Below are 24,451 nucleotides of genomic sequence, written 5' to 3'. Positions count from 1 at the left end.
CCAGGAAGGCGTCATGCCATGCAGCGGATCGCGGTCATCGGGAACATCTCCCGCGACCTCATACGCCGCCCCGGCCGCGAGGCCTGCGAGCAACTCGGCGGAGCCGCCCTCCACATGGCACTCGCCGCCGCCCGTGCCGGACATCGCGTGGCACCTGTCGCGGTCGTCGGCGCAGATCTCGCCCAGCTGCCCACCGTCCTGGCACTCCAAAACCTCGATTGGTCCACCCTGACCACGCTCCCAGCACCCTCGGCCTCCGCGGCATTCGACATCACCTACGACCCGCAAGGCCACGTCACCACGTGTCACTCCACCTACGGCGCATCCGGGCATCTGACCAGGCAGGCCCTGGCACATGTTGGCGTACTCCTGTGAGTGCTCCACCAAGTACGGAGATACGTGCACCAGAAGGGAGGCTGTGAGCCAGTCACGTCACCCTGCGGGCATGGCGGTGGCAGGGCGATGAACCTCCAGGATGACTGCCGTGCCGACTACGGTTCGGTCCTCGTGCATCGCGATCTGCTGGCCGGGCTGGAGTTGCGTCCAGTGGGAGGGAGTGAGGGGCACGAGTCGAACCGTGGCTCGCCCGCCGGGCTCCAGATAGGGCATGTCCTCAACCCAAAGCGAGGCGATGCTGACCGCACGTCCACCGGTGGGCGAGAGATGTCCGATGTCCCACATGGGTCGCAGAACTCCGGCGCCGGAGATTGCCGTGGTGCGTCGCGCCTCCGCGGCAGGACGGAGCGTCAGATCCGCCCGGATTACGCCATGACGAATCTCGGAGCACCGCCAATGGCACCAGGCCGCGCTCCGCTCAAGCCGGAGCTGCTCAGCCGTGTCGGCGAGCTTCTCCCAAAACGCCAGCGGGAGCGAGCGACCGTCCCCAAGTTCCTCCAGCAGGCCCAGGGCGATCTCCCACTCGTCGTGGACGAGGTAGTCCCAGATGTCTCGCACCGTGATGTCGTTCTCGGTGGCGGTCTCTTCCGGAACAAGCAGAGAAGCTGATTCGAGCAGCTCAGGGACGTCCATGCGCTCATTGTCGACCACACGAACTATTAGGCTGCGCTTTCCTGGTCTCGCTCGATGGCAGCGAGCCGGTTCTTGAGCCGGTAGCTGGGGCCGTTGATGGAGATCACGTCGCAGTGGTGCAGGAGTCGGTCGAGGATGGCGGTGGCCAGAACCTCGTCACCGAACACCTGTCCCCACTCGCTGAAGGTCTTGTTCGAAGTCAGGATGATCGAGCCCTTCTCGTAGCGCTTTGAGATGACCTGGAACACCAGGTTGGCCTCCGCGCGCTCGAGGGGCTGGTAGCCCACCTCGTCGACCACGAGAACCGCCGGTCGGAGGTAGCTGCCGAGCTTGCTGGTCAGCCGTCCGGTGCCCTCGGCAGTCTTGAGGTTGCGGACCATGTCGTCGAGGCTGGTGAAGTAGATCGAGTACCCGGCCCGGCAGGCCGCGACCGCGAGAGCGACGGCGATATGCGTCTTGCCCACTCCCGGCGGCCCGAGCAGGGCAGCGTTGGCCTTGGCCTCGACGAACGACAATGTGGCGAGGTCCTTGACCTTGCGCGGGTCGAGCTCGGGCTGGAACGAGAAGTCGTAGTCGTCCAGTGTCTTGTGGTGCGGCAGCTTCGAGATCCGCAGACCGGTGCGGAAGCGGCGATCCTCACGGACGGCGAGTTCTTCGGAGAGGACCAGGTCGATGAAGTCGAGGTAGCCCATCTTGGCCTCGTCAGCCCGCTGAGCGTACTGAGTCAGGGCCTCGGCCAGGTGCGGCAGGCCCAGCTTGCCGGCCGTGTTGCGGATGCGGGTGGAGACCAGCTCGCTCAAGACGATTCCTTCGCGCTCGGCTTGGTGGTGAAGGGGCGGGTGCCGGTCAGTTCGTCATAGACCGACAGAGGCCGGCGGCCGACCTCGATCTGGGTGACCGCGGCCCGGTTCAGCAGGGCCGCCAGCGGCCCGGTTTCGGGGCCTGTGTTCTGCCGGCGGGGCCGGGGCAGGCTCCCATCGCCGGCTGTGACGCGGCGGCCGGCTCCCGTGGGCAGGCCGTCCCAGTGCTTCTCATCCACGATGCGGGCGCCTCGGCCGACCGCCCGCGGGTGGGCGGCCAGCAGGGTTTCGCCAGTGCGATCGGGGGCGGTGGCATGCAGCATGACCTGGGATTTCGTGGCCCTGACTTCGACCAGTTGACGGGGGCGGACCTTGCGGGCCGGCACCGAGTAGAGATTCGCGTCGAAGGCGACGAGGCAGTCCTTGCCGACGTGGCGGAAGTGTCGTTGAGTGACCACATAGGGCGCCGGCGGCAGCGGGCGGAGGGCCACGTGGTCGCGGATCGCCCTGAGACCGATGACCTCTCCGTGGGTGCCATGCACCTTCGCCCGCCGCAGCGGCACCCAGGCGGTGAACGCGGCATTGAGTTCCTCAACCGAGGAGAAGGCCCGGCCAGCCAAGACGTGCTCGCGGACGATCAGCACCTGCCGCTCGACCCGGCCCTTGCCCGTGGGCCGGTAGGCGGCCAGCACATCGGGATCGAAGTCGTAGTGCCCGGCGAAGGCGACAGCCTCCGGATGCAGGGGAACGGCTTCACCTGGTGCGACGTGCCGGCGGACCACCGTTTTGGTGCGGTCGTAAACGATCGACATCGGGACACCGCCGAAGTGGGCGAACGCCTGGCGATGGCAGTCGAAGAAGGTGGCCAGCCAGGTCCTGGCTGGTGGTGAAGCAGCAGAACGGATCGCGCGAGTAGGACAAGGTCATGTGGAACGAGTAGACCTTCGGGATCCCGACGTGGGCGAGGACCTTCCCCTCGTCACCCCAGTCCACCTGGGCCTGGGCCCCAGGCACCACCTCGAACCTGCGGTGCAGGCCCGCCAGTTCACTCGGGCTGATGCCCATTTCCTCCGCGACCCGCGGGCGGGCTTCCTGCAAGTACATCTTGATCCGCTGATAGCTGCCGGTGAACCCGTACTCGGCCACCAGGCGCTCGTGGATCACGGCCCCTTTGAGCAGGATCTCGGCCCGCAGCATCGCGTCGATCAACGGCGCGACGTCATCCACGATCCGCCGGTACGGCTGCCCGTTGGGCGCCCTTCGCGGCGGCGCGACCGGAGTCTCGCCCGACAGGTACTTGGCGACCGTGCGCCGGTTCAGCCCGGTCTCCTTCGCGATCTCCCGCAGGCTCATCGCGCCGGACTCATACAGACCGCGAAACCGCCTCAGCTCCAACCAGCGATGCGGATCCAAGACCACTCTCGCCGCCCTCCACCGACCCCGAACAGGACGACAGAAGACTCGCGCGACACCAACCTCACCGCATCAACAACGGTGCACTTTCATCCGTACGCAGTGGTGCACGTTCACTTGTACGCCGACAGCACATATCACCGGACATCCGCGCGACCTCTACCACCTCAGCTGCCGCCGGCCGCTGAACGCCCCGGCCATCCTCCACACCCTCACCGCCAGCAAAGGCGCCTTCAGCCTCGACTTCCACCTGCCCAGCGCTGCCGAGTACATCGAAGCCGCCACACCCTGGCTCGACGCCGCGCACACCGTCTTCGTCAACCAGGCCGAATACCGCATCCTCACCCAGCACGCCACCTCCAGCGCGATAGCGGAACTGATCGTCACCGACGGGCCCCGACCAGCCCGTCTCCTGACCCATGGCACCGAACGCGCCTCATGCAAGCCACCGGCCACCAGCCCCATCGACGTCACCGGTGCTGGCGACACCCTCGCCGGCACCTACCTGGCACACCGCGCCGCCGGCACAACCCCCGGCGAGGCACTCACGCACGCCGTCCAGGCCGCCAGCCGCCACACCACCACGCCCCGCCTGCCCCTGCCACACCACACATGAGCCGTCACCCCGGGAGACCATCGGTGCTCTACATCGCCCACCGCCTCTTCGCAGCCCACGACCGCGCACTGGCCGCCCGCCTCGCCGACGAACTCGGCCGCAAACTGGGCCACGACAACATCTTCCTCCCCTTCTGCGACACCAACGAAGAAGACCTCATCGCCGACGTCAAGGGACAGCGCCTCTACCAACTCGACAGCGACCGGCTCCGCACGATCACCGCGTGATCGCCATCCTCCACGGCCCCAGCCTCGACGACGGCGTCTGCATGGAGATCGGCTACGCCGCAGCACTCGGCGTCCCCATCATCCTGATCACCACCGACTTCCAGACCTACTCCCTCACCCCCGACGGGCCCTGCCTCCACTTCCCCGACCCCCTGCTGCAAACCCTGGCCACGCACATCTGCCGCACTCACCGCCTGGGACCAAAAGAACCAGCCCACGGCCCCTCACGCTTCGACCGCTTCGCCGCCCGCAATCTCCGGCAGATCAACACCGCCGTAGACGAATGCGTACGCGCAGCCCTGCACCTCCCCGAACCCAAGCCGGAACCCCCGGCGCCGAGGCGCACGGGCACCTGCTACCTCGAACCCACGCCCCTCTCACGCCCCCGCCCCGAAGTCGAAGACGCCGTTCGAGCCAGCGGCCATACCCCTGCGATAGCCAGCCGCTTCTTCGCTGCCGACCCCATCACCGCCGCTCAGCACGACTGGAACGCCGCGCTCAAGGCCGAACTCCTCGTCGCGGACGTCACCGGCCCCGAGTCCCCTCCCGGAGCAGCAGTACTGCTAGGCGCGGCCGCGGCCCGCGGCCAACGATCCGTCGCCTACCTACCGCGCACCGTGTTCACGCACGCCGACGGCCGCGAACCCAACGCCCGCAACCTGATGATCCAGTACTCCGCCACCCTGCTCATCACCACCAGCAACGACCTGGAGAGGGAACTGCGGTGACCTTCCCCGATCTCGCCAACGAACTCGGCAACCGGCGCACCCTCGTCCTCGACGGCTGCGACGGCGTGGGGAAGACCACCATGGCCAACGATCTGGCCGCACGCTACGGCTTCACCGTCGTGCACTCACTCCGCACCCCCGACCACCAAGACCTGCCTGACCGGTACCGAACCCTCCTCACCCAGCCCGGCCTCCTGGCCCTGGACCGGTGCTTCCTCAGCGAACTCGTCTACGGCCCCCTACTCCGAGGCACCTCCCGCCTCAGCTGGGCCCAGGTCATCGACCTCGCCGACACCGTCACGGCACGCCAGGGCCTCTTCATCCACCTCACCACCACTCCGGACCTCGTCCACCAGCGCCTCCTCCACCGCGACGGCACCGCCCCCGCCAAAGACGAGATCAGCGAACTCCTCGCCGGATACACCAGAGTCTTCGAAGCACTCAGCTCATACGCACCCGTACTCACCATCGACACCGCACACACCACGCTGCTCCCACCAAGCAACATCAGCAAAACCAGCGCATAGCCCCCACATATCCCGCTACGCTGCTCCAGCGTCAGGCAGAACAGGCCCTTACCCGAGCTGGAGCAACCTTGGATATCCGCGAAGCCCAGAAACTCGCATGGGAAAACAAGCTCGCAAAGGGCTTCAATACCAGCGATGTTGCCCTTGAGTTCGGACTGATGACGGCAGAGGTCGGCGAGGCTTTCACGGCCTGGCGCAAGAAGAAGGAAGACTTCGGCGAGGAACTTGCCGACGTCGCCATCTACCTCATGGCCATCGCTCAGATGAACGGCATCAACCTCGACGACGAAGTCGACAAAAAGATCCGGAAGAACGTAGATCGCGTCTACCAGCGCAACGAGAACGGGACGCTCATCCGGACCCCTAAGGCCTAGGAACAGCAGAGCTACCTGTACCTCGGTGCCAAACAGAGGCGTCGGAGACGGTGACTGGACACGGTGATGCGATGGAGCATCCCGCCCTGCCCGAAGGAGTCCTCCAAGGCGACCCCCAGCACCGCAATGCCCTCCACGACGGCGACGGCGCAGTCCTGTGCGACTGGGACACCCTCTCCCTCGGCCAGCCGGAATGGGCCCTCGTCACCATCGAAGTCCACTGCCGGCGCTTCGGACACGGCACCACCCACTACAACGACTTCGCCACCGCATACGGATACGACGTGACCAGCTTGCCCGGATATGAAACCCTCCGCGACCTGCGCGAACTGCGCATGGTCACCACCAACGCCCGCAAAACCCACCGCACCCCCGGCAGCCTCGCGAAAATCGAACGCCGCATCGAAGGCCTCCGTCACAGCGACACCGACCTGCCCTGGAACATCCTGTGACCGGCCCCCAGACAAAGGACGGACCGGCCTCAGACAAGGCTGGTGACTGGCGGATGGACCGGATCGGCACTGCCCTGCGCGGCGAGAACCCGACAGTCCTGCGACGACTTGCGGCCGGAATCGCGGTGATGGGCGACGTCCAGTTCCTGCCGGGCTACTCGGTGCTCCTCATCGACGAACCGGGCATCCAACGACTGTCTGACCTTCCCAAGCCCAAGAGGCTGGCGTTCCTGGCCGATATGGACCAGCTCGGTGAAGCGGTCGAGCGGGCCTGCCAACGCCTCGACCCCGATTTCCGCCGGGTCAACCTGGAGATCCTCGGGAACACCGACCCCTTCCTGCACGCTCACATCTGGCCGCGCTTCGAGTGGGAGCCAGCCGAGCTGGTGGGCAAGCCCGTGTGGCTGTACCCGCCAGACCGATGGAGAGACGAACAGTTCAGACTGGGTCCGCAACACGACGTGCTGCGGACGGCGATCGGAAACGAGCTGGACCGGATCCATGACGTCGTCGACGGTGATGCTGCGTGAGCCCTTCTTGACCAGTGCCATGTCTATTTACCGCACACACGAGGACGGTAAGAAGGGCATTGCCGGGAGCGGGCTGCTGCAGGTGATCCTCGCCGTCGGGGCCGCCGAGCCAGTTCCGCCGAGCCGCTTCTGGAAGACGCCGAAGCCGCTTGCATTACAGGTCGATGGCACTGGTGATCCCGAACAGCTCGTGCAGCAGCGCGTCGGCCTCCTTCGCGCTCAGCTCGACCAGATGGGGCCAGTCCGAGGTCCGGCCCTCGTGAACGTCGAGGATTGCATCGGTGGGACCCCAGAAGTTCTTGGCATCTCGGTAGGACTCGTCGCGAATGTCCTCAGGGCTGCGTCGGCGCCGGACCACCGTGGTGGGCGGCTCGCCCTCCTCCCAGTCCTGCAGATCTGTATAACGCGCCCAGTACCGCACACACACCTGACGGTCGGCCTCAATCTCGGCAGCACGCTGTGCTGATACCGGATGGAGATCCCCCGCCCTGAACAGGAACTGTGCCTCTTCCTTGGCCTCCACCTTGCGCCACGCCCAGTCGAGCAGTGACAGGTACTCCCACTGCTCACCCGACCGCCGCCAGAGGCTCGACGGCCGTTCCTCCGTGTACAGAGTCATCGCGGTCGGCCCGGTTCCCACGAAGTATGCAAACTGATCAGTCATCAAAGTGTCCTTTTCGCTGAGGTGCAAAGGACACCATCTTTACTGCTGCGTCGACGCACCACGGTAGGCAGCCCCCCGGACGGGTCAGCAGTGAAGGCGGCGCCCGGCCATCTGGTGGACATCACCCTGTATGCCGGGCTGCCGCTGCGCGGTCGTGCTGGAGGAGTGCCACTGTAGCTGCTGGAGCCCGACTGGTCCTTCGCACGTCGGCCGGGCGGGCCGCCCTTGTGCCGAAGCCTCAAGACGCTGGAAGTCCAATGCCGAGTGCCGGCTGCTCTGCAGGGCATCCCGTCCTCGCTCGGCACGATCCGCGTCACCGGGTGCGCAGGCCGGGGCTGGCTCAACGGCGTGCACTCGGCGAGCATGGCGAGCCAGGCGCGTCCTGTGTGAATACGCGCGTACTCATTCACCAGTGGTCCAGTACGCCGACGAACCCGTACTCCACTTCGAGGAACTGCGCGGCGCCGGCGCGGTCAGTCTTTTCCAGCCAGGGGTAGTTGCTGGAGCGGTAGTCAGGGAAGCCCCAGACGTCGTTGGTGTCGACCCAGCGGTCTTCGTATCCCGGGAAGTGCCAATGGCGATATCCCCCTCGCGGCCCTGAAGGCCATGCACGCCGCCCAGGACGAGGTGCCGGTGGAGGACGAGCTGACCCAGTTCGGCGGGATCCTCACCTTCCCCCGGGCCAAACAGCACTACTACACCGGCACGGTCTACAGCTTGGCTTTGTTCACGAGAACCGGTTCTCGTGAACAAAGCCAACAGCCTGCTCGGCGACCACCAGCGGGCGGAATACCACGCGACCGCCGCCCTCAGGCAGTACAGCGCAGGTCCTGACGAGGAACGCTCCTACGGCGACGAAGCCCTCGCCCGAACTGACCTCATCACCGCCCGCCTTACCCAGGGCGACTTCGAAGCAGCCGGCCGCCACCTACCACAGATCATCGGACTTCCTCCCGCGCTGCAGATCCGCCAGCTGAGCACAGGAATCCATCGTGTCCAGAGCCTCCTGCGAGAACCGGCGCTCCGCTCCGTACCAGCCGCCCGGCACCTGGCCGAACTCACGCGCGGGTACCACGTCATCCAGGGCGCGAACGCGGTACCGTCCGTGCGGTGACCACCACCCCTGCACGACCAGGACACGCCGCATACGCCGCCTGCCGCGCCCTGGGACTGGACACCCGCGGACTCGCCTCACTACGCAACCACGCCACAGCCGTCTTCCTTCTGCCGGCCGAGAACGCGGTCATCAGGGTCAGCCCATCAGACAAGGCCAACGACGTCAGGACAACTGTCGCCCTGACACGCTGGCTCACCGGCCAGGGCTTCCTCGCCACCGAACCACTCTTCCAGCCAGTGCAGCTCGATGCCTACACCATCAGCTTCTGGAAGCACTATCCGCAAGACGAGCGGGCACAGCCGCCAGCCGAGCACCTCGGCGCGCTCCTGCGGCAGCTCCACGACCTCACGCCACCGCCCATCGAGCTGCCGGCCTACCATCCTCTGGCCTCCCTGAGGCAGACAGTCGCCAGCAGTGCCAGCCTCCAGCAGGGTATACGCACCTGGCTGACGGAAACCATCAACACCCTCCTCCACGCCTATCAGGGCCTCGACTCTCCGCTCGGCCCCGGCCTCGTGCACGGCGACGCCTACCCCGGCAACACCCTCTGGGACGGCGCATCGACCGTCGGCCTCGGCGACTGGGACGAAGCCGCCATCGGCCCACGCGAACTCGACCTCGCCAACACACTTCAAGGAGTGCGCTTTGGCCGGACGGAGCAGGCGATCTCCGCCTTTACCCGCGCCTACGGGTACGACCCGCGCACCTGGGACGGGCTCCCTGTCCTCATCGCCATCCGAGATCTCCACACGCTCGGCGCCTTCATCCGACGCGCCGACGCAGGCGATACCCAGGCAGCAAGGCAGTTGCAGCACCGTCTCGGCACACTCCGCACAAACGATCAGTCTGCGCGATGGGACACCTTCTGACCCAAGGCGGGGGCGGGGCATCTCCCTTCTGCGCCCGGATCAGTACTGCCTCCGTCCCGTCAGGCGTGGGCAGCCAGGGAGCCCGATCCGTTCCAGCGGCGCGTTGTCAGTGGCTGGCGGCACACTGCCCGCATGGATCACTTTTCGTGCGGTGTGTCCGCTTCGAACCGCAGGTCTGCCGGGTGAGTGGAGTCCCTGGGAGGTCCGTTGATCGCCGTGCCCGTGTCCTTGCTGGCGGAATGGGGTGGCTGTTCAGAGAACTGGGGCGAGGAATCGAGCCCCGTGGAGGACTACGACCGGGCGTGTGCCGTCGAGGGCTGGGCCGGACTCCTCGATGTCGGCCGCCGTGGCGGCCAGGCCCTGGTCCTGGCGGACGAGCCCGCCACCAGCCGCTACCTGCCCGAGCAGCCAAAACAGCCGCAGCCGCCCAGCTCCTCGACGCCGTCCACCGCCCACATGCCGCTCAGTGACAGGCGAGGGGATGGAGCGGTACCCCGCCGACTGCGAGCAGGCCGATGACCCTGAGCGGCTCTGTCGTTCAGACGCTCACGGCGGCTGAGCCGAGGTACCAGGGTTCGCAGGAGAAGGAAGGACGCCGCCCGTACGACCGGCGTTTGACCAGTCGGCGCGTGTCCTGGCCTTCGTCCACGCCGCAGGCCCAGGCAGAGGGACGCCGTCGACGGCGGCGTCCCAGTCGCTTTGGAGGAATGCGGCGAAGCCCTGGCTGCGGCCCCGTGGCCCTTAAGTGGGTGAGGTCGTTGGCCGCGGGCGAGGGAGCGCGCCTGACAGCGCGCCGGTGACGAGGCCCAGGGTCCGGCGTCGTTGACCGATGGGCCCGGACGGGTAGCTGCCTTCCGCGGTGATGTCAGTGCCGGGTGGGAGCATCCGGGCATGACTGAAGCGACCTTCGGCTGGCGGCTCTTCCTTCAGCAGTGGAGTGAGGAGTGGGCGGATGCCTGCGACCCCGACGATTTCCCGGACGAGACGGCGCTGCGGGATCGGTGGCTGGGGTTCGCTCCTGCTACCGCGGCACGGATAGCGGCCGCTGAGGAGCGGCTGGGGTGCCACTTCCCGCCGTCGTACCGCGCTTTCCTGGAAGTGAGCGACGGGTGGCGGGAAGCCGGCGGTTTCGTCGAACTGCTCGCCGGAACCGCGGATGCCCGCTGGTACGAGGACGAGTCCGGCTTCGGTGAGTTCTACCGGGAGGAACTCACCGGGGACGCCGCGCCGGAGGAGGTCCTGCGAGCGGGCATGTGGAGTCGCGCACTGCAACTGGACGTGGAGTCGGATTCCACGTACGTGCTCATGGATCCGCTGGACGTGTCCGAGGACGGTGAATGGGCTGTGTACCGCCACTCCGTGTGGGCAGCCGCTCCCCCTGAGCGGTACGCATCGTTTCGGGCGTTCATGGAGGCCATGTACCGCCAGTTCCACTGCCTGAAGGCGCACGGGGGCGGGGAGAAGGAGTTCGTCAACGCCACAACCCGGGCTCTGGACGCGGTCGCGGAGGAAGCCTGGCACTTGGCTCTGCGCGGCGAGTACGAGCAGGCAAGGGCCGCACTCGCGGAGCCGGACTCCTTCGGCAGGCCCCGGGCGGAGGCGCTTCTCGGCCAGATTCGCCAAGTGCTGGGCGAGACTACCTTCTTCCTCGGTGGGCGGGGCATGTCCGCTGCGGTATGGCATCAGGAGTGCCCGCCCCCGCAGGGGGACGCCGGCCATGACAACAACGCGCCCGCCGGGATCGTCGGACCCTTCGGACGCCGGCGGCCGCCCACCCATTACACCGCACCGGGCCCGTTCGGCGACGCTGTGGCAGAGGCCCGTGAGCTCGCCCGCTGGGGTGACACGGAGACGGCATGGCGCACGGTCATCACCGCTCTTCCCCGGTGGCAACCGCTGGACGGCAGCCACGTAGCGCCCTTCGGGCTGATACAGGACGCCCTTCTCGGGCCTTTGATGACACACGATCGCAGACGCGAGTTGCTGGCCGTACCACGAGGGCCCCATGCGCGGGGCGAGGCCCCCACGATCCTGGCCCCGTCCCCCGACGGCCTGGCCTGGCTGGCGGCAGGGCAAACGCAAGGCCCCGGCGCGGAGGGCTACCGTTTCGTGCTGGTGGAGGGCGTGGACCCGGTGGACCTGCCCGGGCTCCTGGGCCCGGACGAAGAGGCCGTCCTCGACGAGCCCGTGACGTCATGGGAGGCACGGTGGCAACAGGACTCCGGGCGCCGGGAGTGCTCGTCGTACAGTGACCAGCCGAGGGTGGCCGTGGGCCGTGCAGCCGCCGGGTGGAGTTTCGCCTTCGACCGCGAGGCGGGACGCATCGACAGGCAGCGCTTCGTCTCCCCGGCCGCCGCGGCATCACGCGCGGGCCGCGCAGTGGTGGTCTGGAGCAGTCACGCGGAGAACAGCGGCCCACCGGTCTTCCATGTGTCCGTGGCGGAGAACGGCGCGGAGCAGTATGCGTTCACGGCTGCGCAGGAGGCCGACGTCGTGCGCAGTGGCCAAGTTCCGTCGGCTCTCGACCCGGACCTCTTCTTCGCCTCTGCCTCGGACAGGCACGCATGGCTGTCGGGTGAACGCCGGGCGCTGGAGGCCATCGCCGCCGCATTCGGTGTTTCCTTGCCCAGGTTCGCACTGACGTCAGACTGCAGACTGCACCATTTCCGCACCCGGTCGTGGACGCGGCCACCGCGCGACGGCGAGACGTACTTCGTGATGAGCTCGGGCCCGGGAGTGATGCGCTGGAGGCAGGGGAGCACGGACACGTGACCCCGGCATGATCGGTACGTGCCGACGGCGCCGCGTCCCCGGTTTCTATGGCGGCGTGTCTATCCCAGACAGGGCAGGTGCACCCGATGGGCGATCCGCCTGGCTTCGACCACCAGCGCCCGCCCTGTCTCCGCCGTCATGAAACGGACTCTTTCTCCCACTGAGCGGTCAGGTCGGCGAGCAAGCCGTGGAAGGTGGGGCAGGTCTTGGCCACGCAACCCGGGTCATCCAGCTCGATCCCGGGCACCCGCAGGCCCAGCACGGAGAACGCCATGGCGATCCGATGATCCCGCTGCGTGGCCACACGGGACGCGCTCGGCTGCGCCGGCTGGATCTCGATCCAGTCCTCCTCGGTCGCCACCGGCACCCCCAGTGCTTCCTTGCCGCGGGACTGACCTCCGCCGGACTCGCCGCGTTGTTCGAAGCACGGCAGGCCGTCGACGTCACACTGACCAGTGGCACGGCCGACATCGGCCTGTGGGAGTCCAGGGCCGAGCAGTACGGGTACCGGTATTACGGCCAACCACCGGCCGAGCGCCTCGCGGATCTGGCCGCCGACTTCCAGAGCATGCGCCCGCTCCTGGGTCTGCCGCTGATCGTCGCCGACCGCACCCGGGTCTGCCGGGCGACCGCCCAGCTGGCCGGCATGACCGCGATCGTCCTGCACGACCTCGGCAACCGGCAGGAATCCACCGCCTGGTTCCGCACCGCGGGCCGCGCGGCGCAGGAGTCCGGGGACCGGTCCCCGCACGCCTGGGTGCCCGACCGCCAGGCCATGGTCCCGCTGAACCTCGACGCACCCGGCTACCACCCAGTCCTCATCGAGCAGTGGATCACCGGAACCGAGATCACCGTCGCCGTCGCCGACATTGACGGCGAACCCACCGCCCTGCCCGCCGCCGAGATCGCCGCCCCGGGCCTGTATGACTACAGCGCCCGCTACACCGCAGGCGCCACCACCTTCCACACCCCCGCCCGCCTCGACCAGCCAGTGGCCGCCGAAGCCGCCCGGGTCGCCGTGGCAGCCCACCGCACGCTCGGCCTACGTCACCTCTCCCGCACCGACGCCATCGTCACCCCCGACGGCCAGGTCCACGTCCTCGAAACGAACGTCGCACCCGGGATGACCCAGACCACCTACCCGATCGCGCTGACAGCCGCAGGCTACGACCTCGCAGCCCACCTGCAAACCCTTGCCTCCGCAACCTGCCAGGACCCGCGGCGTGCGGATACGCGCCGGCCTGTGGGTTCCCCGGATCAGTGATCACCGACCCCGGCAGAGCAGGGGGCCACTATCGTTGCGCACGTCGGCAACGTGAACGTGGTGGACCACTCCTACTGATCCGACATGCTCGAAAGCGGCGACACCGAACGACACACGGAAGCCGCGAAGACCGACTGGATACGCACGGATGAGTGGTGTACCCGGCCGTCCCACGTCTTCAGCACCCCGGTAGCGTTGTCCGTAAAAGATCAGGGGGATTCAGTGACGAGGTCCTTGCACTTCAGCTGGGAACTGAGCGGCTCCGGCTGGGCGACGTGCAGGATCTGGGACGGCTCGACGAAGCACCAGGACATCGTCAGCTACTGCACAAACGCGCTCGCCGACTTGTTGAAAGGCGTGACGGGCCTCTACGGCCCCCATAGCATCCAACGATTCTCGTTCGACCTCGAACCGGCAGAGGCACGGTGGATTCTTCGTCGCCGAAACAGCGACGTGCACATCACGATCTGTCGCTTCCCGGACATGTCGACGAGCTTCGACGCACCGGATGGGAAGGGCACCCTCATGTGGACGTCAACACGTCCTCGCACCTCCCTGGCACATGCGGTTCTGGTGGCTGCCGAGAAGGTGCGGCGAACCCACGGCGAGGACGGCTACCTCCAGAAGTGGCGCCTGCACGCCTTCCCCACCACCGAACTGGAAACTCTTCGTCACCTGCACTTGGCAGCGGACAACTGTGCCCTCCAGCACTGAACCAACGGCGCCTCACGGCGCAAACAAAAGCTGAGCCAGAACCGCTCTTATGCGCAGAACCAGCCATCAGCAGGGTCCGGTCCTTCGTGCTGCCTGGCGGCCAAGTCGATGAACCGTTCGCCGAACGCCGGCAGGCGAGGCTCGCGGCATACCTCGTCGATGAGCATGTCCTCCGGGTCGCCGGGCAGCGACATCCTGCGGGCGGGGAACTTGCCGCCGTCCTGCTTGTCGTCCTGGTCGGTGACGGGCGTCTGCCAGAGGTAGCAGCCATGGCAGGATGTGCGAACGGTGACACCCCGTGCCCGCGCCCGTGTCCGGGAGATCAGCGACACTGAGCTGGCTGCTTTCCTGGCACACGAGGCGCTCCTGGAGATACGTGTTCTGGCCCGGCGCGCCAAGATGTCGCCGGAGGAGGCTTCGCCCGCTGAGGTCATCGACCAGATCGACGAGCTGGCCGACTTCTGCCGCGACATGCAGGCCGCGGCCACCCTGCGTCAGACGACCCCGTGGCGGCACGCCCCCAGCAGGCGGGAACAGGCGATGCACGACCGGCCGATGATCTACCCGTGGAACGTCGCCAGTGAAGAGCGGCGGGCGTGGATCCTACGCCGCATCGACGAGGCCGGGTACCAGTGGACACCACCACCTGCGCTGCCGACCCCTCTCAAGGGCGTGCCGCCCTTGAGTCTGCTGGCCGGCTGGCCGGTGAAAACCCCGCCCGGCTGCCGACCGCTTCCGCGCCGGGCCCGCTGCCTGAAGGCCCTCGACCGCGACGGGCTCTTCGCTCTCTACCAGCAGGCGCAGCAATTGCAGCTGGGGCTGGGAACGGCGAGCCCGTGGCTGTACGCGCACCTCCGCCCTGACGCCATCCACTACCTCTTCCCGGACCCACGCATCTACGGCGGGTCCGGCCCGGATGCAGGGCGCCGCTCGTGGGAGTGCCGTGTCCTCGTGCGCATGATCGACGGCGAACAGGTATACGGCAGCCTCGCCGTGCACCGACCCTGAACCAGCAGGCGGCATCACCGGCCGCTCCGCCACGACCCCGCGACGACCTCTATCCCGGTGGTCCTCCCGTGCCGACGTGTGGGCGTCAGGAAGGGATCCTGGCCGTGGGCCTGGAGGAGCACGGGACGAGTACCTGCGTGCCGATTCTGACCTGTGTGGCCCGCAAGAGACCGGTCGTGATCAACCGTTCAGCTCCAGGCCAGGACTGCTGGAGGACCGCGGCCGGATGGCCGACACTGATTTGTCAGCGCGCCCTGATATTCATTTGAGAGTCATGGGGCTATCGACAGGGCTGACGTCCTGGGAACGGAACCTTTGAGATGACACTGCCCACACCCGAGTCGCGCCTTGAGCAGGCCACCGCCCTTCTCTCTCAGGTCATCGACGTCGTGTACCGGGAAGGCGACCGGAGGTACAGTGCCCCGTATCTGATGCTGCAGGACATCCGCGATGTCCTTACCCGGCAGGAAGGCGGGGCCGAGACGGCACTGAAGGACGCAGCTGAGATGTTCCCGATGCTCTACTCGGCGCCGCGGGACGGCTTCTCCGAGTTCCATGTCACACAATGCGACCCGGACCAGCGCGTCGAAGAGAACCGCAAGTTCAGCGCGATGGTCGACGACCTCCGTGCGGCGCTCTATGGCTGATACTCCAGCTCCTGGCCCCAGCACGCGAAACCGCCCTGCCGGCGTGGCGCACACGGGCCCGGGCGCGGCCGCGCAGGGCATGCAGCTCCCCTCCACAGGTGAAGGCCGCCTGCGACCGGTGCGCAGCCGCGTACGCCACGGCAGCCTGTCCTGCGCTGACTACGGCTGTCGGCGCAGTGAGTGTCTGCGTGCCGCGCGCCAGGCACGCTCGCGCCGTGAGGCCGATCGCGCGGCAGGCCGCCGGGCCCATGTCAGCTCCGCTCCGGCAGCTGCTCACCTGAACCGGCTGCGTGAAGCCGGTATGTCCGCCGGCGACATCGCGGCGCGCTCCGGCGTTGCCGACACACTCGTCCGCCGGCTCCTCCGGCCGGAGGAAGCACGTCGGCCGCCCAGGATTCTCCGGCCGACCCAAGAGGCACTGCTCGGCCTCGCCATCCCCGCCGCACGGACAGGCCCCCGCTGCCCGGCCGGGCCCCAGCCGCCAGCGCAGCAGCCCGCCTTCAGCAACTCGCCGAACGCGGCTGGCCCGCCACCTACCTCGCCCAGCAACTCGGAACCAGCGTCTACACCCTCGCAGAAATCCGCTACCAGCGCCGTCACCACATCGACCTGCGCCTGGACCAGATGATCCGCCTGCTGCACCAGAAGCTTACGTTCACGACTCCAGCCCGCCGCGGGATCCCCCACGGCCACACCCGGCGCGCCCGCACAGCAGCATCCCGCACCGCCGCGGGAGCTCGGCTTCCGGCCGCATAGCGGGCGGGTTCGTCGCGTTCTTTGCACTTCACGCACCGGACGTGAGGGAAAGAGTGGCGGCCCTATACGACGTGCGAGGGGCAGAGGGCCGCCGTTGCCCGCGGGTCCTGTCCGCCGCGGGCAACGGCGGCCCTACGACGACCTGCCCGTCCGCGCTGCCCGGAGTGCCGGTCGAGGGTCTCGCACCATCAGTGTGGGGGAGGGTAGGGGCTCTGCTGTTCCGGCAGAAGGGTGGGGGATGCGCTGCCCGGCGGATGGTCTAGCGAGATATGCAGGCAGACCGAGCCCCGGCCCGTGGTCGGGGCCCCTGCCGGGTTTCTGGCGCGTGGCGGGTGTGGCTGGCACCGTCGAGAGGAAGGCCCTCCACGGCAACGCGGCCTTCCTGAACGGTGAATCGCCGGCACCGCCCTCTGGAGGGTGCTGCGGTGCCATGGGATGCTTCGAGCCTTCTTGTGCGCATGTGTATGCGGCTTCAGTCTTTTGACGTGACAGTGTCAGAATATTGATCATGGACGACCGTCGGCCTGAGCAGCCCCCGCCATGCCCGGAAGCCCCGCCTCCGGAGCCCGTTGATGCCCCGGAGCCGACGGGCGAGGAAGGCTCAGAGTCTGGCGCAAGGCCGGCGGATGTGCCGGAGCTGGGGGATGCGCGCGCCGCGGACACCGGGGAGGCGGACGACGCTCCGGAGCCGACGGCTGCAGAGGAGGTGGGCAGCGCACCGGAGAAGACCGGCACCCCGGAACCGGGAACCGAGCGGCCAGGCACTGAGCCCCCGGGGCCGACAGACGCGAGGAACTCGCAGGAATCGGGTGCCGGGGAAGCGGACGAGATCCCGGCATCGGAGGCCGTAGAGGGATCCGGCAGCGGGCCCGAGGATACCGACGCTCCGGAGCCGGGAGCCGAGCGTTGGGACGCTGACGCCCCGGAACCGGCGACTGCTGAGGGTGCAGACACAGACGCAGACTTCGAAGCCGTTCTGGCAGACGCACGCACGACGGATGCCGAGCAGGCAGACGGTTCCCCGGAGCCGAGGGACGCAGAAGAAGCCGACGCCCCGGAACCGGTGGACGCGGCGGACGCGGACTCCGAGCCAGGCCCAGTAGACGCGCAGGACGCGGGTGCCGAGCAGGCGGACGATGCTCCGGAGCCGGTTGCGGGCGGTCTGGACCTGGCTGATGAGGCTCCGGATCCGACGGCGCCGGTCGATGCTCCGGAGCCGACGGCTGCGGAGGACTCGCAGGAGACGGGTGCCGAGGAGGCGGACGACGCCCCGGAGCCGGAAGCCGAGCAGTGGGACGCTGAGGCTCCAGGGCCGGCGAGTGCTGAGGAAGTAGACGTCGATACCGGCCCGGCGGACGTACGCGGGGCGGATGTTGATCAGGCGGACGACGCCCGGGAGCCAGCGGATGCAGAAGAAGCCGATATCCCGGAGCCGGAGGCTGAGCAGGCCGACGTCGACGCGCCGGAATCCGTTGACGCGGTGGACGCGGATTCCGAAACAGGCCTTGTAGATGCGCACGATGCGGGTGCCGGGCAGGCGGGCGATGCTCCGGAACCGGCGACTGCTGAGGACGCAGACTCCGGGGAGGAGCCCGGTAACGACGGTGCGGAGAGCGCCGAGTCGCCGGCGGGGACCGACGAGCCTGGCGACGACAGGGATCCGGAGGGACAGGCAGCGGGCACCGGTGAAGACGGTGAAGACGCCGAGGAGGAGTCGGAGTCCGCGGAGGGCGGCGGCGACGAGGACGATGCTGAACGCAAGGCCGAGACAGATGCCAAGATCGCAGAGTTCGAAAGCCAAGGCCACGGTCCGCAACGACACCTGCACCCGAGTACCGAGGCTCTGAAGGCTCGGAAGGGCGAGCCGAAGGTCGGCGACAACGGCGACGTGAAATTCAAGGGAAACGGCCATGTCGAGACCAGGCGCCATGTGAACCCGGAGACCGGCCGCGTCAAGGACGTCAAGGCGAATGGTGGAACCAGGCCTCACGGTTGCGGGGATTATGCGACAAAGTTCGAGAACGCCGAGGACTACGTCAAAGCCGAGCAGTACCTGCGCCAAAAGGCGGAGCAGACCGGAAAGCCCAAAGTCAACGCCGCTATCGAGGAGATCTTTGGCCCGGGCGACCATTCAGGTAAATTCGAGGGATATTACGTCGATCCCGCGAAACCCAAGAACAGAGACGGAACCGTCAATCATCTTCCCGTGGACTTCCGTGGAGGGCGCATTGTCGCTGAATTCAACGAAAGTACCGGCGGACTGCATACTATGTACCCCGACCCCAGAGCCGGACGACACCCTTAGGAAGCTCCATGGACGAAAATACTCAAGACTTCATCAGCAGCGCATTCGGCCCCTCGTACATCAATGAGCCCGAGGTTCTCAAGGCGAACCTGGTGCACAGCCTCAGCGCGCCGGGCATCTTCACGAAGACCCGTAAGGCTCAGCGCGACGGGTTCGCCGAGGTGATCCGTAACCGCGATATGTCGCTGACGGACTGGGACATCATCACGGAGGGCGTGATTCGCTTCCCGACCGAGGACGAGATGTACGTGTTCCTCCAGGCGTCGTACGACTACTTCTTCGGCGACGCCCCCGAGCCGCCGGACTACCCGGAGAGCGATGAGGACTGACGTGGGCGAGCGCCAAACACTGTCACGTCGGTTGAGTTCGGGACTGGTGAGGCTTTCCGCGGATGCTGGCGGGATGCCTGCGACTTCCTGTTCGGGAGAAGCGGGAAGCAGGGTGTCCTCCCGAAAGGCTGACGGTCATGGGATGCGCGCTGGAACATGGGTCGGCCCTGCCTGGTGGCGGGTCCGGCACCCCCTGCTCCGGTGGGGCTCCGCCCGGTTCCTGGGGTCCGGCACCGCGGACACGCCACTGTCGAAGACCACATTCGGTGCGGCAAGGACACCGGATTCGGCCGCTTGCCGTCCCGCCACTTCGCCATCAATGCGGCCTGGCTCGGACGCGGCCTCGCAGCGATCGGCCTCCTCGACTGGACCCGCGTTTGCTACGGGACGGTGGGCCGGCCGATGCCGAGTCCCGGCAACTTCGTTACCGGCTGCTGCACGTTGCCGCCCGCCTCATCCAGCAGCACCTGCGCATCCGCGCGCGGCATCCCGCCGTCGTGCCGGGGCCGATGACCGCGCGACTGCCGGCAGGCCAACAGCACCTTCTCATCCAGCCCGTAGCAGGCGGCGATCCGGCAAGGAAGCGGCAACGTCGGCTCCCCGGTGAGAGGAGACAGACGGACCCATCGACTACGGGCCTGCCGTATCCGTGGGAGGAACGGGCGATAGCCGGCGGGCCAGGGCCGCCGTGCCGCTGGGAGGAGTCATCTTCGTGAGCGATGGTGCTTCTCCGCCCCCGTTCGACGGGGAAGCGACGATCGCGGCCCTGGAGGTTAGCGTCGGACTTCCGTGGCGTGGGACCGCGGAACGGCCGGTCCGGCTCGGGGACCTGCCTGTCGACCGCTGCGGCATGGTGATAGGCGACGCCGCCGGACTGGACGCCTGGACGGGAATGGACGACGAGCCGGCCGACGGGCTCGCCGATGTCTTCTACTGGGGCCGGTGCGAGGAGGAGGCATACGCCCGGTTCGGTGGTGAGCGGATCGCGCAGTACGGCGTCGACGGACCGCACGGCTGGCTGGACGTCCCGGTAGCTGAAGCGACTGCACGCGCGGCCGAACTGTCCGCCTGGCGCGACCGCCACCACGGCAAAGGCCTCATGGTCTCGGTCGACGAACACACCGATGTCCACCGCTTCCAGCGGGCCGGATGGCACCACCCGCTCCGCGTCGGCGCGATCGAGGTCGGCGGCTGCCAGGCGCTCGGGATCGAATGGGACCAGGGCGACCACGCGATCAGGCACCACGGCGAGCGGACCGCCGGTCAGATCTACCCGGTCACCCTCGAAGCCGACGAGGCAGGAGAGACGGTGATGCGATGGAGCATCCCGCCCTACGCCGTCGACGGCCAAGACGCCTGCCACGGGTAGCCATGCCAGGATGTGCGAATGGTGACACCCCGTGCCCGCTCCCGTGTGCGGGAGATCAGCGACACTGAGCTGGCTGCTTTCCTGGCACACGAGGCTCTCCTGGCCATACGTGTTCTGGCCCGGCGCGCCAAGATGTCCCCGCATGAGAATTCGTCCGCCGAGGTCATCGAGCAGATCAACGAACTGGCCGAATTTTGCAGCGACATGCAGGCCGCGGCCACCCCGCGTCCCAGGCGGCCCTCCCGCGGCCGTCCCATCCCCAGCAGGCGGGAACAGGCGATGCACGACCGGCCGATGATCTACCCGTGGAACGCCGCCGGTGAAGAGCGGCGGGCGTGGATACTGGGCCGTATCGACGAGGCCGGGTACCAGTGGACACCACCACCTGCGCTACCGGCCCCTCGCAAGGACATGCCACCCTTGAGCCTGCGCCAGCGCCTGAGTCTGCGGTTCGGCTGGCCGGTGAAAGCCCGAAAGCCCCGCTGAGTTGTTAGTGGCCAGTTGGAATTGGCTCTTCGGCACTTTCCGTGAGCGGGTGATCTTGGGGTAACTCCTCCCGGTGGGGGATCATGGTTCTGAGCTGCTGAAAGTTCTCTTCCCGCATCTGGCGGAGGTCGTTGTCACTGGTGTCGTCCGGGTCGGCAGGTCCGTACGGATCTCCGCCCGATGCAGCGCGCCGACTGCTTGGTGCCCGGGGTGCGGCACGCCTTCGGCGCGCGTGCACAGCCGCTACGGCCGCAGGCTCGCCGACGCCGCGGTTGCCGGGCAGGAGACAGCGATCGACCTCGAGGTCCGTCGCTTCTTCTGCGACCACGCCGACTGCGGGAAGAAGACCTTCGCCGAGCAGCTCGAGCACCTCACCTTCCGGTACGGCCGACGGACCATATCGCTTCAACGCTTACTTCAGCAGGTCGCGTTGGCTCTCGGCGGACAGGCCGGCGAACGCCTCGCCCAACACCTGGCCGCCCCGGTGAGCGGGCCCACCCTGCTGCGGATGATCCGTTCCATGGAACTGCCGGAGGTGCCCGCGCTGAGGGTGCTCGGTGTCGACGAGTTCGCCTTCCGCCGAGGCCGGCGCTTCGGAACCATCCTCATCGATATGGCCGCCCACCATCCCGTCGATGTCCTGCCTGATCACACGTCCGACACCTTCGCCGACTGGCTCCGCGGGCACCGCAGATCGGCACGGTCTGCCGGGACCGCGGAGGGGCCTTCGCCGAGGGCGCTGAACGGGGCCGGTCCGGAATCTCGCAGGTCGCAGACAGGTGGCATTTGCTCCACAACCTCACCAAAGGGCTGGAGAAGACCGTCACCCGGCATCGCTCCTGCCTGAAAAGCCCGCAGTCCGACGTCGGGCAACCTGCCGACTCCGCCAAGGCCTCCGGCGAGGAGACCCCCTACGAGCGCAAGATCCGTGAACGGCACCGCGATGTCCAGGAGCTGTTCCAGCGGGGGCTGACCATCGACGCGATCAGTGCACGGCTCGGGCTCGACCGCAAGACCGTTCGCCGCTATGCCCGCGCCGCCACTGCCGAGTCGCTGATGCGTGAGAGGCCCAGCCGCTCCAGTGCGCTGACACCGCACAAGCCATATCTCGCACGCCGGTGGGCCGAAGGATGCAACAGCGCACAGACCCTGCGTGACGAGATCGCCGCCCGTGGCTACCAGGGCTGCCGCAAGAGTGTCCGCCGCTTCCTCAACACCCTCGCCCGGCACAACGGGCCACGAGCCGTGCCCCCGCCACCGCCCGCGGTCGCCGACGTCGTCCGGTGGATCATCGGCCGCCCAGAGAATCAAAACGACCAGGCCTGCCAGGACCTCAAGGACGTCTGTAGCCGCTGCACGGAGATCGCCGAAGCCTGCCATCTGGCCAGAGGCTTCGCCACCATCCTCCGCCGCCGCGACGGGCACCGCCTGGGCGACTGGCTCACCCAGGCCAACGAGTCCCAGGTCAAGGAGATCCGCACCTTCGCCAACGGGCTCCGCAAGGACCTCGCCGCCGTCACCGCCGGCCTCACCCTCCCGCTGAACTCCGGCGCCGTCGAAGGCAACGTCACGAGAATCAAGCTCCTCAAACGCCAGGACTACGGACGTGCCGGATTCGACCTCCTTCGAAGACGCATCCTGCTCGCGCACTGACCCCCGCCCCGACGCTGCCTCCCGTCACCATTTACTACGGCCCATCGGGCAGTAGCTGGACGACACCAACCCAGGGAAAGTCGCCTGTCGTGTGAACCGCACGGACTCGCCACCGGCCGGCTGGCAGAGCAACCGGAGCCTGCTCAGGCTGCTGGTCGCGTGCCGAGGCGAGTTCGCCGTTCCGGCCTGCCTGTTCAGTCGGGGCCGCCGGGTCACGGCTGGGTCGGGGAGTCTGCTCTGGCACGTTGCCAAAGATCATGCGGTGCCCGCGGGCTGTGTCCACGTACTCGCGGACGCGGTGAATCAGCCCGTCCCGGAGCTCGAAGAGGAAGCAGTAGTCGTTGGTGTAGGGGTTGCCGTTGGCGAGCGTCGCTGTCATGGTCGCCTCCACGGTCACCCGGTCGCCGTCGGTGTGAGACCCGTGGAAGGTGACGTTGACGTCACGCGCGAACAGGCGGGGGAAGCCCTCGGTGAAGAAGTGCACGATTGCCTTCCTGCCCACCATGTGGTTGGTCGACTTGAGCGCGACGGCAGTGGCGTTTCCAGGGGGTGACAGCCATTCGGCGTCCTCGGTGAGGACCGCAGAGATCTGGTCAGGGTTGCTGCTGGCAAACGCCTGGAAGGCGTCCTGGATGATGTTGTGGCTCATGAGTCCACTGTCACCGTGGCTCCGCGCCGGCGTCTTGGACAAATGTTCCAGGCGCTCTCTTCTTAGCATGGGGGCATGCCGTTGACCGTGTACGAGCATGGGGCTGTGGCCGGGTGGGATGTCGCGAGGCCGCTGAGGCCCAGCCGGGCAGCCGGCATCAGCCTGGCCGGATTCCGGGACCGGAGTGCGGTCCCTGCCGACCTGCCGGTGATCCCGCACCCGGCCGTCACTGTGGTTGTCGCGTTCGGCGACGGCTCGCTCGTCATGGGCGACGCCAGCGGCTGGCAGCAGCGTGGAAGTCTCGTCGCCGGGCTCGTGCCCGGTGCGGTCCGTATGCGGGGCGAGAACGTCACGTGCGTAGAGGTGCGCTTGTCCCCGGTGGTCGCGCACGCTGTGCTGGGTGTCCGCCCGGCGGAACTGGACCGTACCGTGGTCGCCCTCGACGACCTGTGGGGCCGGGACGCGGCACGGCTCCGGGAACAACTGGGCGATGCACCGTCATGGGAGGACCGTTTCGCGATGACGGATGCCCTGCTCTCCCGTCGCCGTGGGACGGGGCCACCAGCGGAACCGGAAGTGGTCAGGGCCTGGGACCGGATCGTCGTCAGCCGCGGCTCGGTCAGGGTCGAGGATCTGGCGGCCGAGGTCGGCTGGAGCCGCAGACGCCTGTGGTCCCGGTTCCGGTCGCAGATAGGCCTGCCTCCCAAGCGCGCTGCGACGCTGGTCCGCTTCCGCCATGCCGCCCACCGCTTGACCGCGGGCCACAGTGCAGCCTGGGTCGCAACGGAGTGCGGTTACGCCGACCAGTCCCATCTCCACCGGGAGATCCTGGCGTTCACAGGAATGACTCCGGCAACCCTGGCCGCCGACCCAGGACTGGCGGTGGACGACATCGCGTGGGCAGGCACAGCGCCGACGGAAACAGGCTGACACCCCGCCACGCAGTACGCAACACTCGCCACGGACGAAGGCTCCCACCCCGTAGAGCGCAATCTGCGCTCCCCCCAACTGATGGCTGCTGTCCGTAAAATTGGATCTGGCCGTACGTGGGGAATTTGAACTGGCCGCCGTCACTGAGTCTCGGCGGCTACGGGAAGTGCTTTCCAGCACTCGAAGCAACGCAGGCCAGACTCGTGAACAGCCTGCGGCGCTA

At 67.7% G+C, this 24,451-nt stretch carries 31 protein-coding genes and 1 pseudogene; 23 read left to right on the top strand and 9 right to left on the bottom strand.

All coding sequences use genetic code 11. The features are described 5' to 3' along the window. The first annotated feature begins 18 nt into the window (after positions 1–18). On the top strand, positions 19–375 hold the full coding sequence (locus tag NQU55_RS25440; RefSeq protein WP_256791205.1) for a hypothetical protein: 357 nt from the start codon (positions 19–21) through the stop codon (positions 373–375). Between the two features lie 57 nt (positions 376–432). Here NQU55_RS25440 and NQU55_RS25435 read toward each other — a convergent pair whose 3' ends face one another. From NQU55_RS25435 to NQU55_RS37280, 4 genes are read right to left on the bottom strand one after another with little or no spacing between them, the layout of a single operon-like run. Continuing rightward, positions 433–1,029: a hypothetical protein gene (locus tag NQU55_RS25435; protein ID WP_256791204.1), complete on the bottom strand. Its 597-nt coding sequence runs from the start codon at positions 1,027–1,029 to the stop codon at positions 433–435. Between the two features lie 26 nt (positions 1,030–1,055). Beyond that, positions 1,056–1,829 (bottom strand): IS21-like element helper ATPase IstB, encoded by a 774-nt coding sequence (istB, locus tag NQU55_RS25430; RefSeq protein ID WP_256791203.1) that lies wholly within the window; start codon positions 1,827–1,829, stop codon positions 1,056–1,058. Further along, positions 1,826–2,641 (bottom strand): Mu transposase domain-containing protein, encoded by an 816-nt coding sequence (locus NQU55_RS37285; protein WP_443744706.1) that lies wholly within the window; start codon positions 2,639–2,641, stop codon positions 1,826–1,828. The genes istB and NQU55_RS37285 overlap by 4 nt, the downstream gene beginning before the upstream one ends. Continuing rightward, positions 2,583–3,182, bottom strand: a complete 600-nt coding sequence (locus NQU55_RS37280) for a hypothetical protein (RefSeq protein ID WP_443744705.1) — start codon at positions 3,180–3,182, stop codon at positions 2,583–2,585. The genes NQU55_RS37285 and NQU55_RS37280 overlap by 59 nt, the downstream gene beginning before the upstream one ends. Here NQU55_RS37280 and NQU55_RS25420 point away from each other — a divergent pair. From NQU55_RS25420 to NQU55_RS25390, 7 genes are all read left to right on the top strand, one after another. Next, entirely contained in the window at positions 3,136–3,858 is a 723-nt protein-coding gene (locus NQU55_RS25420; RefSeq protein ID WP_168096246.1) for a carbohydrate kinase family protein, read from the top strand. The two genes, NQU55_RS37280 and NQU55_RS25420, sit on opposite strands and share 47 nt — an antisense overlap. After that, positions 3,855–4,085 carry a hypothetical protein gene (locus NQU55_RS25415; protein WP_240976975.1) on the top strand — a complete coding sequence of 77 codons (231 nt, stop codon included), beginning with the start codon at positions 3,855–3,857 and terminating at the stop codon, positions 4,083–4,085. The genes NQU55_RS25420 and NQU55_RS25415 overlap by 4 nt, the downstream gene beginning before the upstream one ends. Next, a complete protein-coding gene (locus NQU55_RS25410; RefSeq protein WP_240976974.1) occupies positions 4,082–4,813 on the top strand; it encodes a nucleoside 2-deoxyribosyltransferase in 732 nt (243 codons plus the stop codon). Before NQU55_RS25415 ends, NQU55_RS25410 begins: the two co-directional genes overlap by 4 nt. Further along, complete coding sequence (locus NQU55_RS25405) at positions 4,810–5,340, top strand: P-loop NTPase family protein (RefSeq protein WP_168096245.1); 531 nt, start codon at positions 4,810–4,812, stop codon at positions 5,338–5,340. Before NQU55_RS25410 ends, NQU55_RS25405 begins: the two co-directional genes overlap by 4 nt. A gap of 68 nt (positions 5,341–5,408) precedes the next feature. Then, the gene (locus NQU55_RS25400; RefSeq protein ID WP_168096244.1) at positions 5,409–5,714 is read left to right on the top strand and encodes a MazG-like family protein; all 306 of its coding nucleotides are present in this window, start codon (positions 5,409–5,411) and stop codon (positions 5,712–5,714) included. 71 nt (positions 5,715–5,785) lie between these two features. Continuing rightward, complete coding sequence (locus NQU55_RS25395; RefSeq protein ID WP_168096243.1) at positions 5,786–6,166, top strand: hypothetical protein; 381 nt, start codon at positions 5,786–5,788, stop codon at positions 6,164–6,166. 53 nt (positions 6,167–6,219) lie between these two features. Next, positions 6,220–6,696, top strand: a complete 477-nt coding sequence (locus NQU55_RS25390; RefSeq protein WP_256791262.1) for an HIT family protein — start codon at positions 6,220–6,222, stop codon at positions 6,694–6,696. 154 nt (positions 6,697–6,850) lie between these two features. On the opposite strand, the gene NQU55_RS25385 is transcribed toward NQU55_RS25390, so the two are convergent. After that, a complete protein-coding gene (locus NQU55_RS25385) occupies positions 6,851–7,360 on the bottom strand; it encodes a hypothetical protein (protein ID WP_168097073.1) in 510 nt (169 codons plus the stop codon). A 745-nt stretch (positions 7,361–8,105) separates the two neighbouring features. Here NQU55_RS25385 and NQU55_RS25380 point away from each other — a divergent pair. From NQU55_RS25380 to NQU55_RS25365, 4 genes are all read left to right on the top strand, one after another. Next, complete coding sequence (locus NQU55_RS25380) at positions 8,106–8,474, top strand: hypothetical protein (RefSeq protein WP_168096554.1); 369 nt, start codon at positions 8,106–8,108, stop codon at positions 8,472–8,474. Then, entirely contained in the window at positions 8,471–9,346 is an 876-nt protein-coding gene (locus tag NQU55_RS25375; protein WP_256791202.1) for a phosphotransferase enzyme family protein, read from the top strand. The genes NQU55_RS25380 and NQU55_RS25375 overlap by 4 nt, the downstream gene beginning before the upstream one ends. Before the next feature lie 186 nt (positions 9,347–9,532). Beyond that, entirely contained in the window at positions 9,533–9,865 is a 333-nt protein-coding gene (locus NQU55_RS25370; RefSeq protein WP_168096553.1) for an Imm21 family immunity protein, read from the top strand. 372 nt (positions 9,866–10,237) lie between these two features. Continuing rightward, positions 10,238–12,118 carry an SMI1/KNR4 family protein gene (locus NQU55_RS25365; RefSeq protein WP_256791201.1) on the top strand — a complete coding sequence of 627 codons (1,881 nt, stop codon included), beginning with the start codon at positions 10,238–10,240 and terminating at the stop codon, positions 12,116–12,118. A gap of 136 nt (positions 12,119–12,254) precedes the next feature. Here the strand turns inward: NQU55_RS25365 and NQU55_RS36900 are convergent, their stop codons facing one another. Next, the gene (locus NQU55_RS36900) at positions 12,255–12,485 is read right to left on the bottom strand and encodes a carboxyvinyltransferase (protein ID WP_168096740.1); all 231 of its coding nucleotides are present in this window, start codon (positions 12,483–12,485) and stop codon (positions 12,255–12,257) included. A gap of 48 nt (positions 12,486–12,533) precedes the next feature. On the opposite strand from NQU55_RS36900, the gene NQU55_RS25355 reads away from it, so the two are divergent. From NQU55_RS25355 to NQU55_RS25330, 6 genes are all read left to right on the top strand, one after another. Beyond that, positions 12,534–13,382: a D-alanine--D-alanine ligase family protein gene (locus NQU55_RS25355; protein ID WP_256791200.1), complete on the top strand. Its 849-nt coding sequence runs from the start codon at positions 12,534–12,536 to the stop codon at positions 13,380–13,382. Between the two features lie 84 nt (positions 13,383–13,466). Continuing rightward, complete coding sequence (locus tag NQU55_RS25350) at positions 13,467–14,096, top strand: hypothetical protein (RefSeq protein ID WP_256791199.1); 630 nt, start codon at positions 13,467–13,469, stop codon at positions 14,094–14,096. 288 nt (positions 14,097–14,384) lie between these two features. Continuing rightward, positions 14,385–15,104, top strand: a complete 720-nt coding sequence (locus NQU55_RS25345) for a hypothetical protein (protein WP_256791198.1) — start codon at positions 14,385–14,387, stop codon at positions 15,102–15,104. A 320-nt stretch (positions 15,105–15,424) separates the two neighbouring features. Beyond that, positions 15,425–15,751 (top strand): hypothetical protein, encoded by a 327-nt coding sequence (locus NQU55_RS25340; protein ID WP_256791196.1) that lies wholly within the window; start codon positions 15,425–15,427, stop codon positions 15,749–15,751. Positions 15,752–17,015: 1,264 nt separating this feature from the next. Further along, positions 17,016–18,812: a midas domain-containing protein gene (locus NQU55_RS25335; RefSeq protein WP_256791194.1), complete on the top strand. Its 1,797-nt coding sequence runs from the start codon at positions 17,016–17,018 to the stop codon at positions 18,810–18,812. Between the two features lie 8 nt (positions 18,813–18,820). After that, complete coding sequence (locus tag NQU55_RS25330) at positions 18,821–19,141, top strand: hypothetical protein (RefSeq protein WP_256791192.1); 321 nt, start codon at positions 18,821–18,823, stop codon at positions 19,139–19,141. Between the two features lie 380 nt (positions 19,142–19,521). On the opposite strand, the gene NQU55_RS25320 is transcribed toward NQU55_RS25330, so the two are convergent. Next, on the bottom strand, positions 19,522–19,731 hold the full coding sequence (locus NQU55_RS25320) for a hypothetical protein (protein ID WP_256791266.1): 210 nt from the start codon (positions 19,729–19,731) through the stop codon (positions 19,522–19,524). Positions 19,732–19,991: 260 nt separating this feature from the next. Between NQU55_RS25320 and NQU55_RS25315 the strand changes: the two genes are divergently transcribed. From NQU55_RS25315 to NQU55_RS37175, 3 genes and pseudogenes are all read left to right on the top strand, one after another. Further along, positions 19,992–20,510, top strand: coding sequence for a hypothetical protein (locus NQU55_RS25315; RefSeq protein WP_256791191.1), 519 nt, complete (start codon positions 19,992–19,994; stop codon positions 20,508–20,510). A gap of 45 nt (positions 20,511–20,555) precedes the next feature. Beyond that, a complete protein-coding gene (locus NQU55_RS25310) occupies positions 20,556–20,996 on the top strand; it encodes a hypothetical protein (RefSeq protein WP_256791190.1) in 441 nt (146 codons plus the stop codon). Positions 20,997–21,069: 73 nt separating this feature from the next. Then, positions 21,070–21,312 (top strand): annotated as a pseudogene (locus NQU55_RS37175) (transposase family protein); the annotation flags it as partial. A gap of 96 nt (positions 21,313–21,408) precedes the next feature. On the opposite strand, the gene NQU55_RS25305 reads toward NQU55_RS37175, so the two are convergent. Then, positions 21,409–21,648, bottom strand: coding sequence for a hypothetical protein (locus tag NQU55_RS25305; RefSeq protein ID WP_256791189.1), 240 nt, complete (start codon positions 21,646–21,648; stop codon positions 21,409–21,411). 134 nt (positions 21,649–21,782) lie between these two features. Here NQU55_RS25305 and NQU55_RS25300 point away from each other — a divergent pair, with 134 nt between their 5' ends. Further along, a complete protein-coding gene (locus tag NQU55_RS25300) occupies positions 21,783–22,649 on the top strand; it encodes a transposase (protein WP_168096997.1) in 867 nt (288 codons plus the stop codon). A 34-nt stretch (positions 22,650–22,683) separates the two neighbouring features. Here the strand turns inward: NQU55_RS25300 and NQU55_RS25295 are convergent, their stop codons facing one another. After that, entirely contained in the window at positions 22,684–23,298 is a 615-nt protein-coding gene (locus NQU55_RS25295) for a nuclear transport factor 2 family protein (protein ID WP_256791188.1), read from the bottom strand. Positions 23,299–23,379: 81 nt separating this feature from the next. Between NQU55_RS25295 and NQU55_RS25290 the strand changes: the two genes are divergently transcribed. Further along, positions 23,380–24,228, top strand: coding sequence for a helix-turn-helix domain-containing protein (locus NQU55_RS25290; RefSeq protein WP_168097042.1), 849 nt, complete (start codon positions 23,380–23,382; stop codon positions 24,226–24,228). Positions 24,229–24,451 lie beyond the last annotated feature (223 nt).

The sequence above is a fragment of the Streptomyces telluris genome (assembly GCF_024519335.1).
In the GTDB taxonomy this organism is placed as follows: domain Bacteria; phylum Actinomycetota; class Actinomycetes; order Streptomycetales; family Streptomycetaceae; genus Streptomyces; species Streptomyces telluris.
Note: the sequence above shows the minus strand (reverse complement) of the source record. Positions and strands in the feature narration are given on the sequence as shown.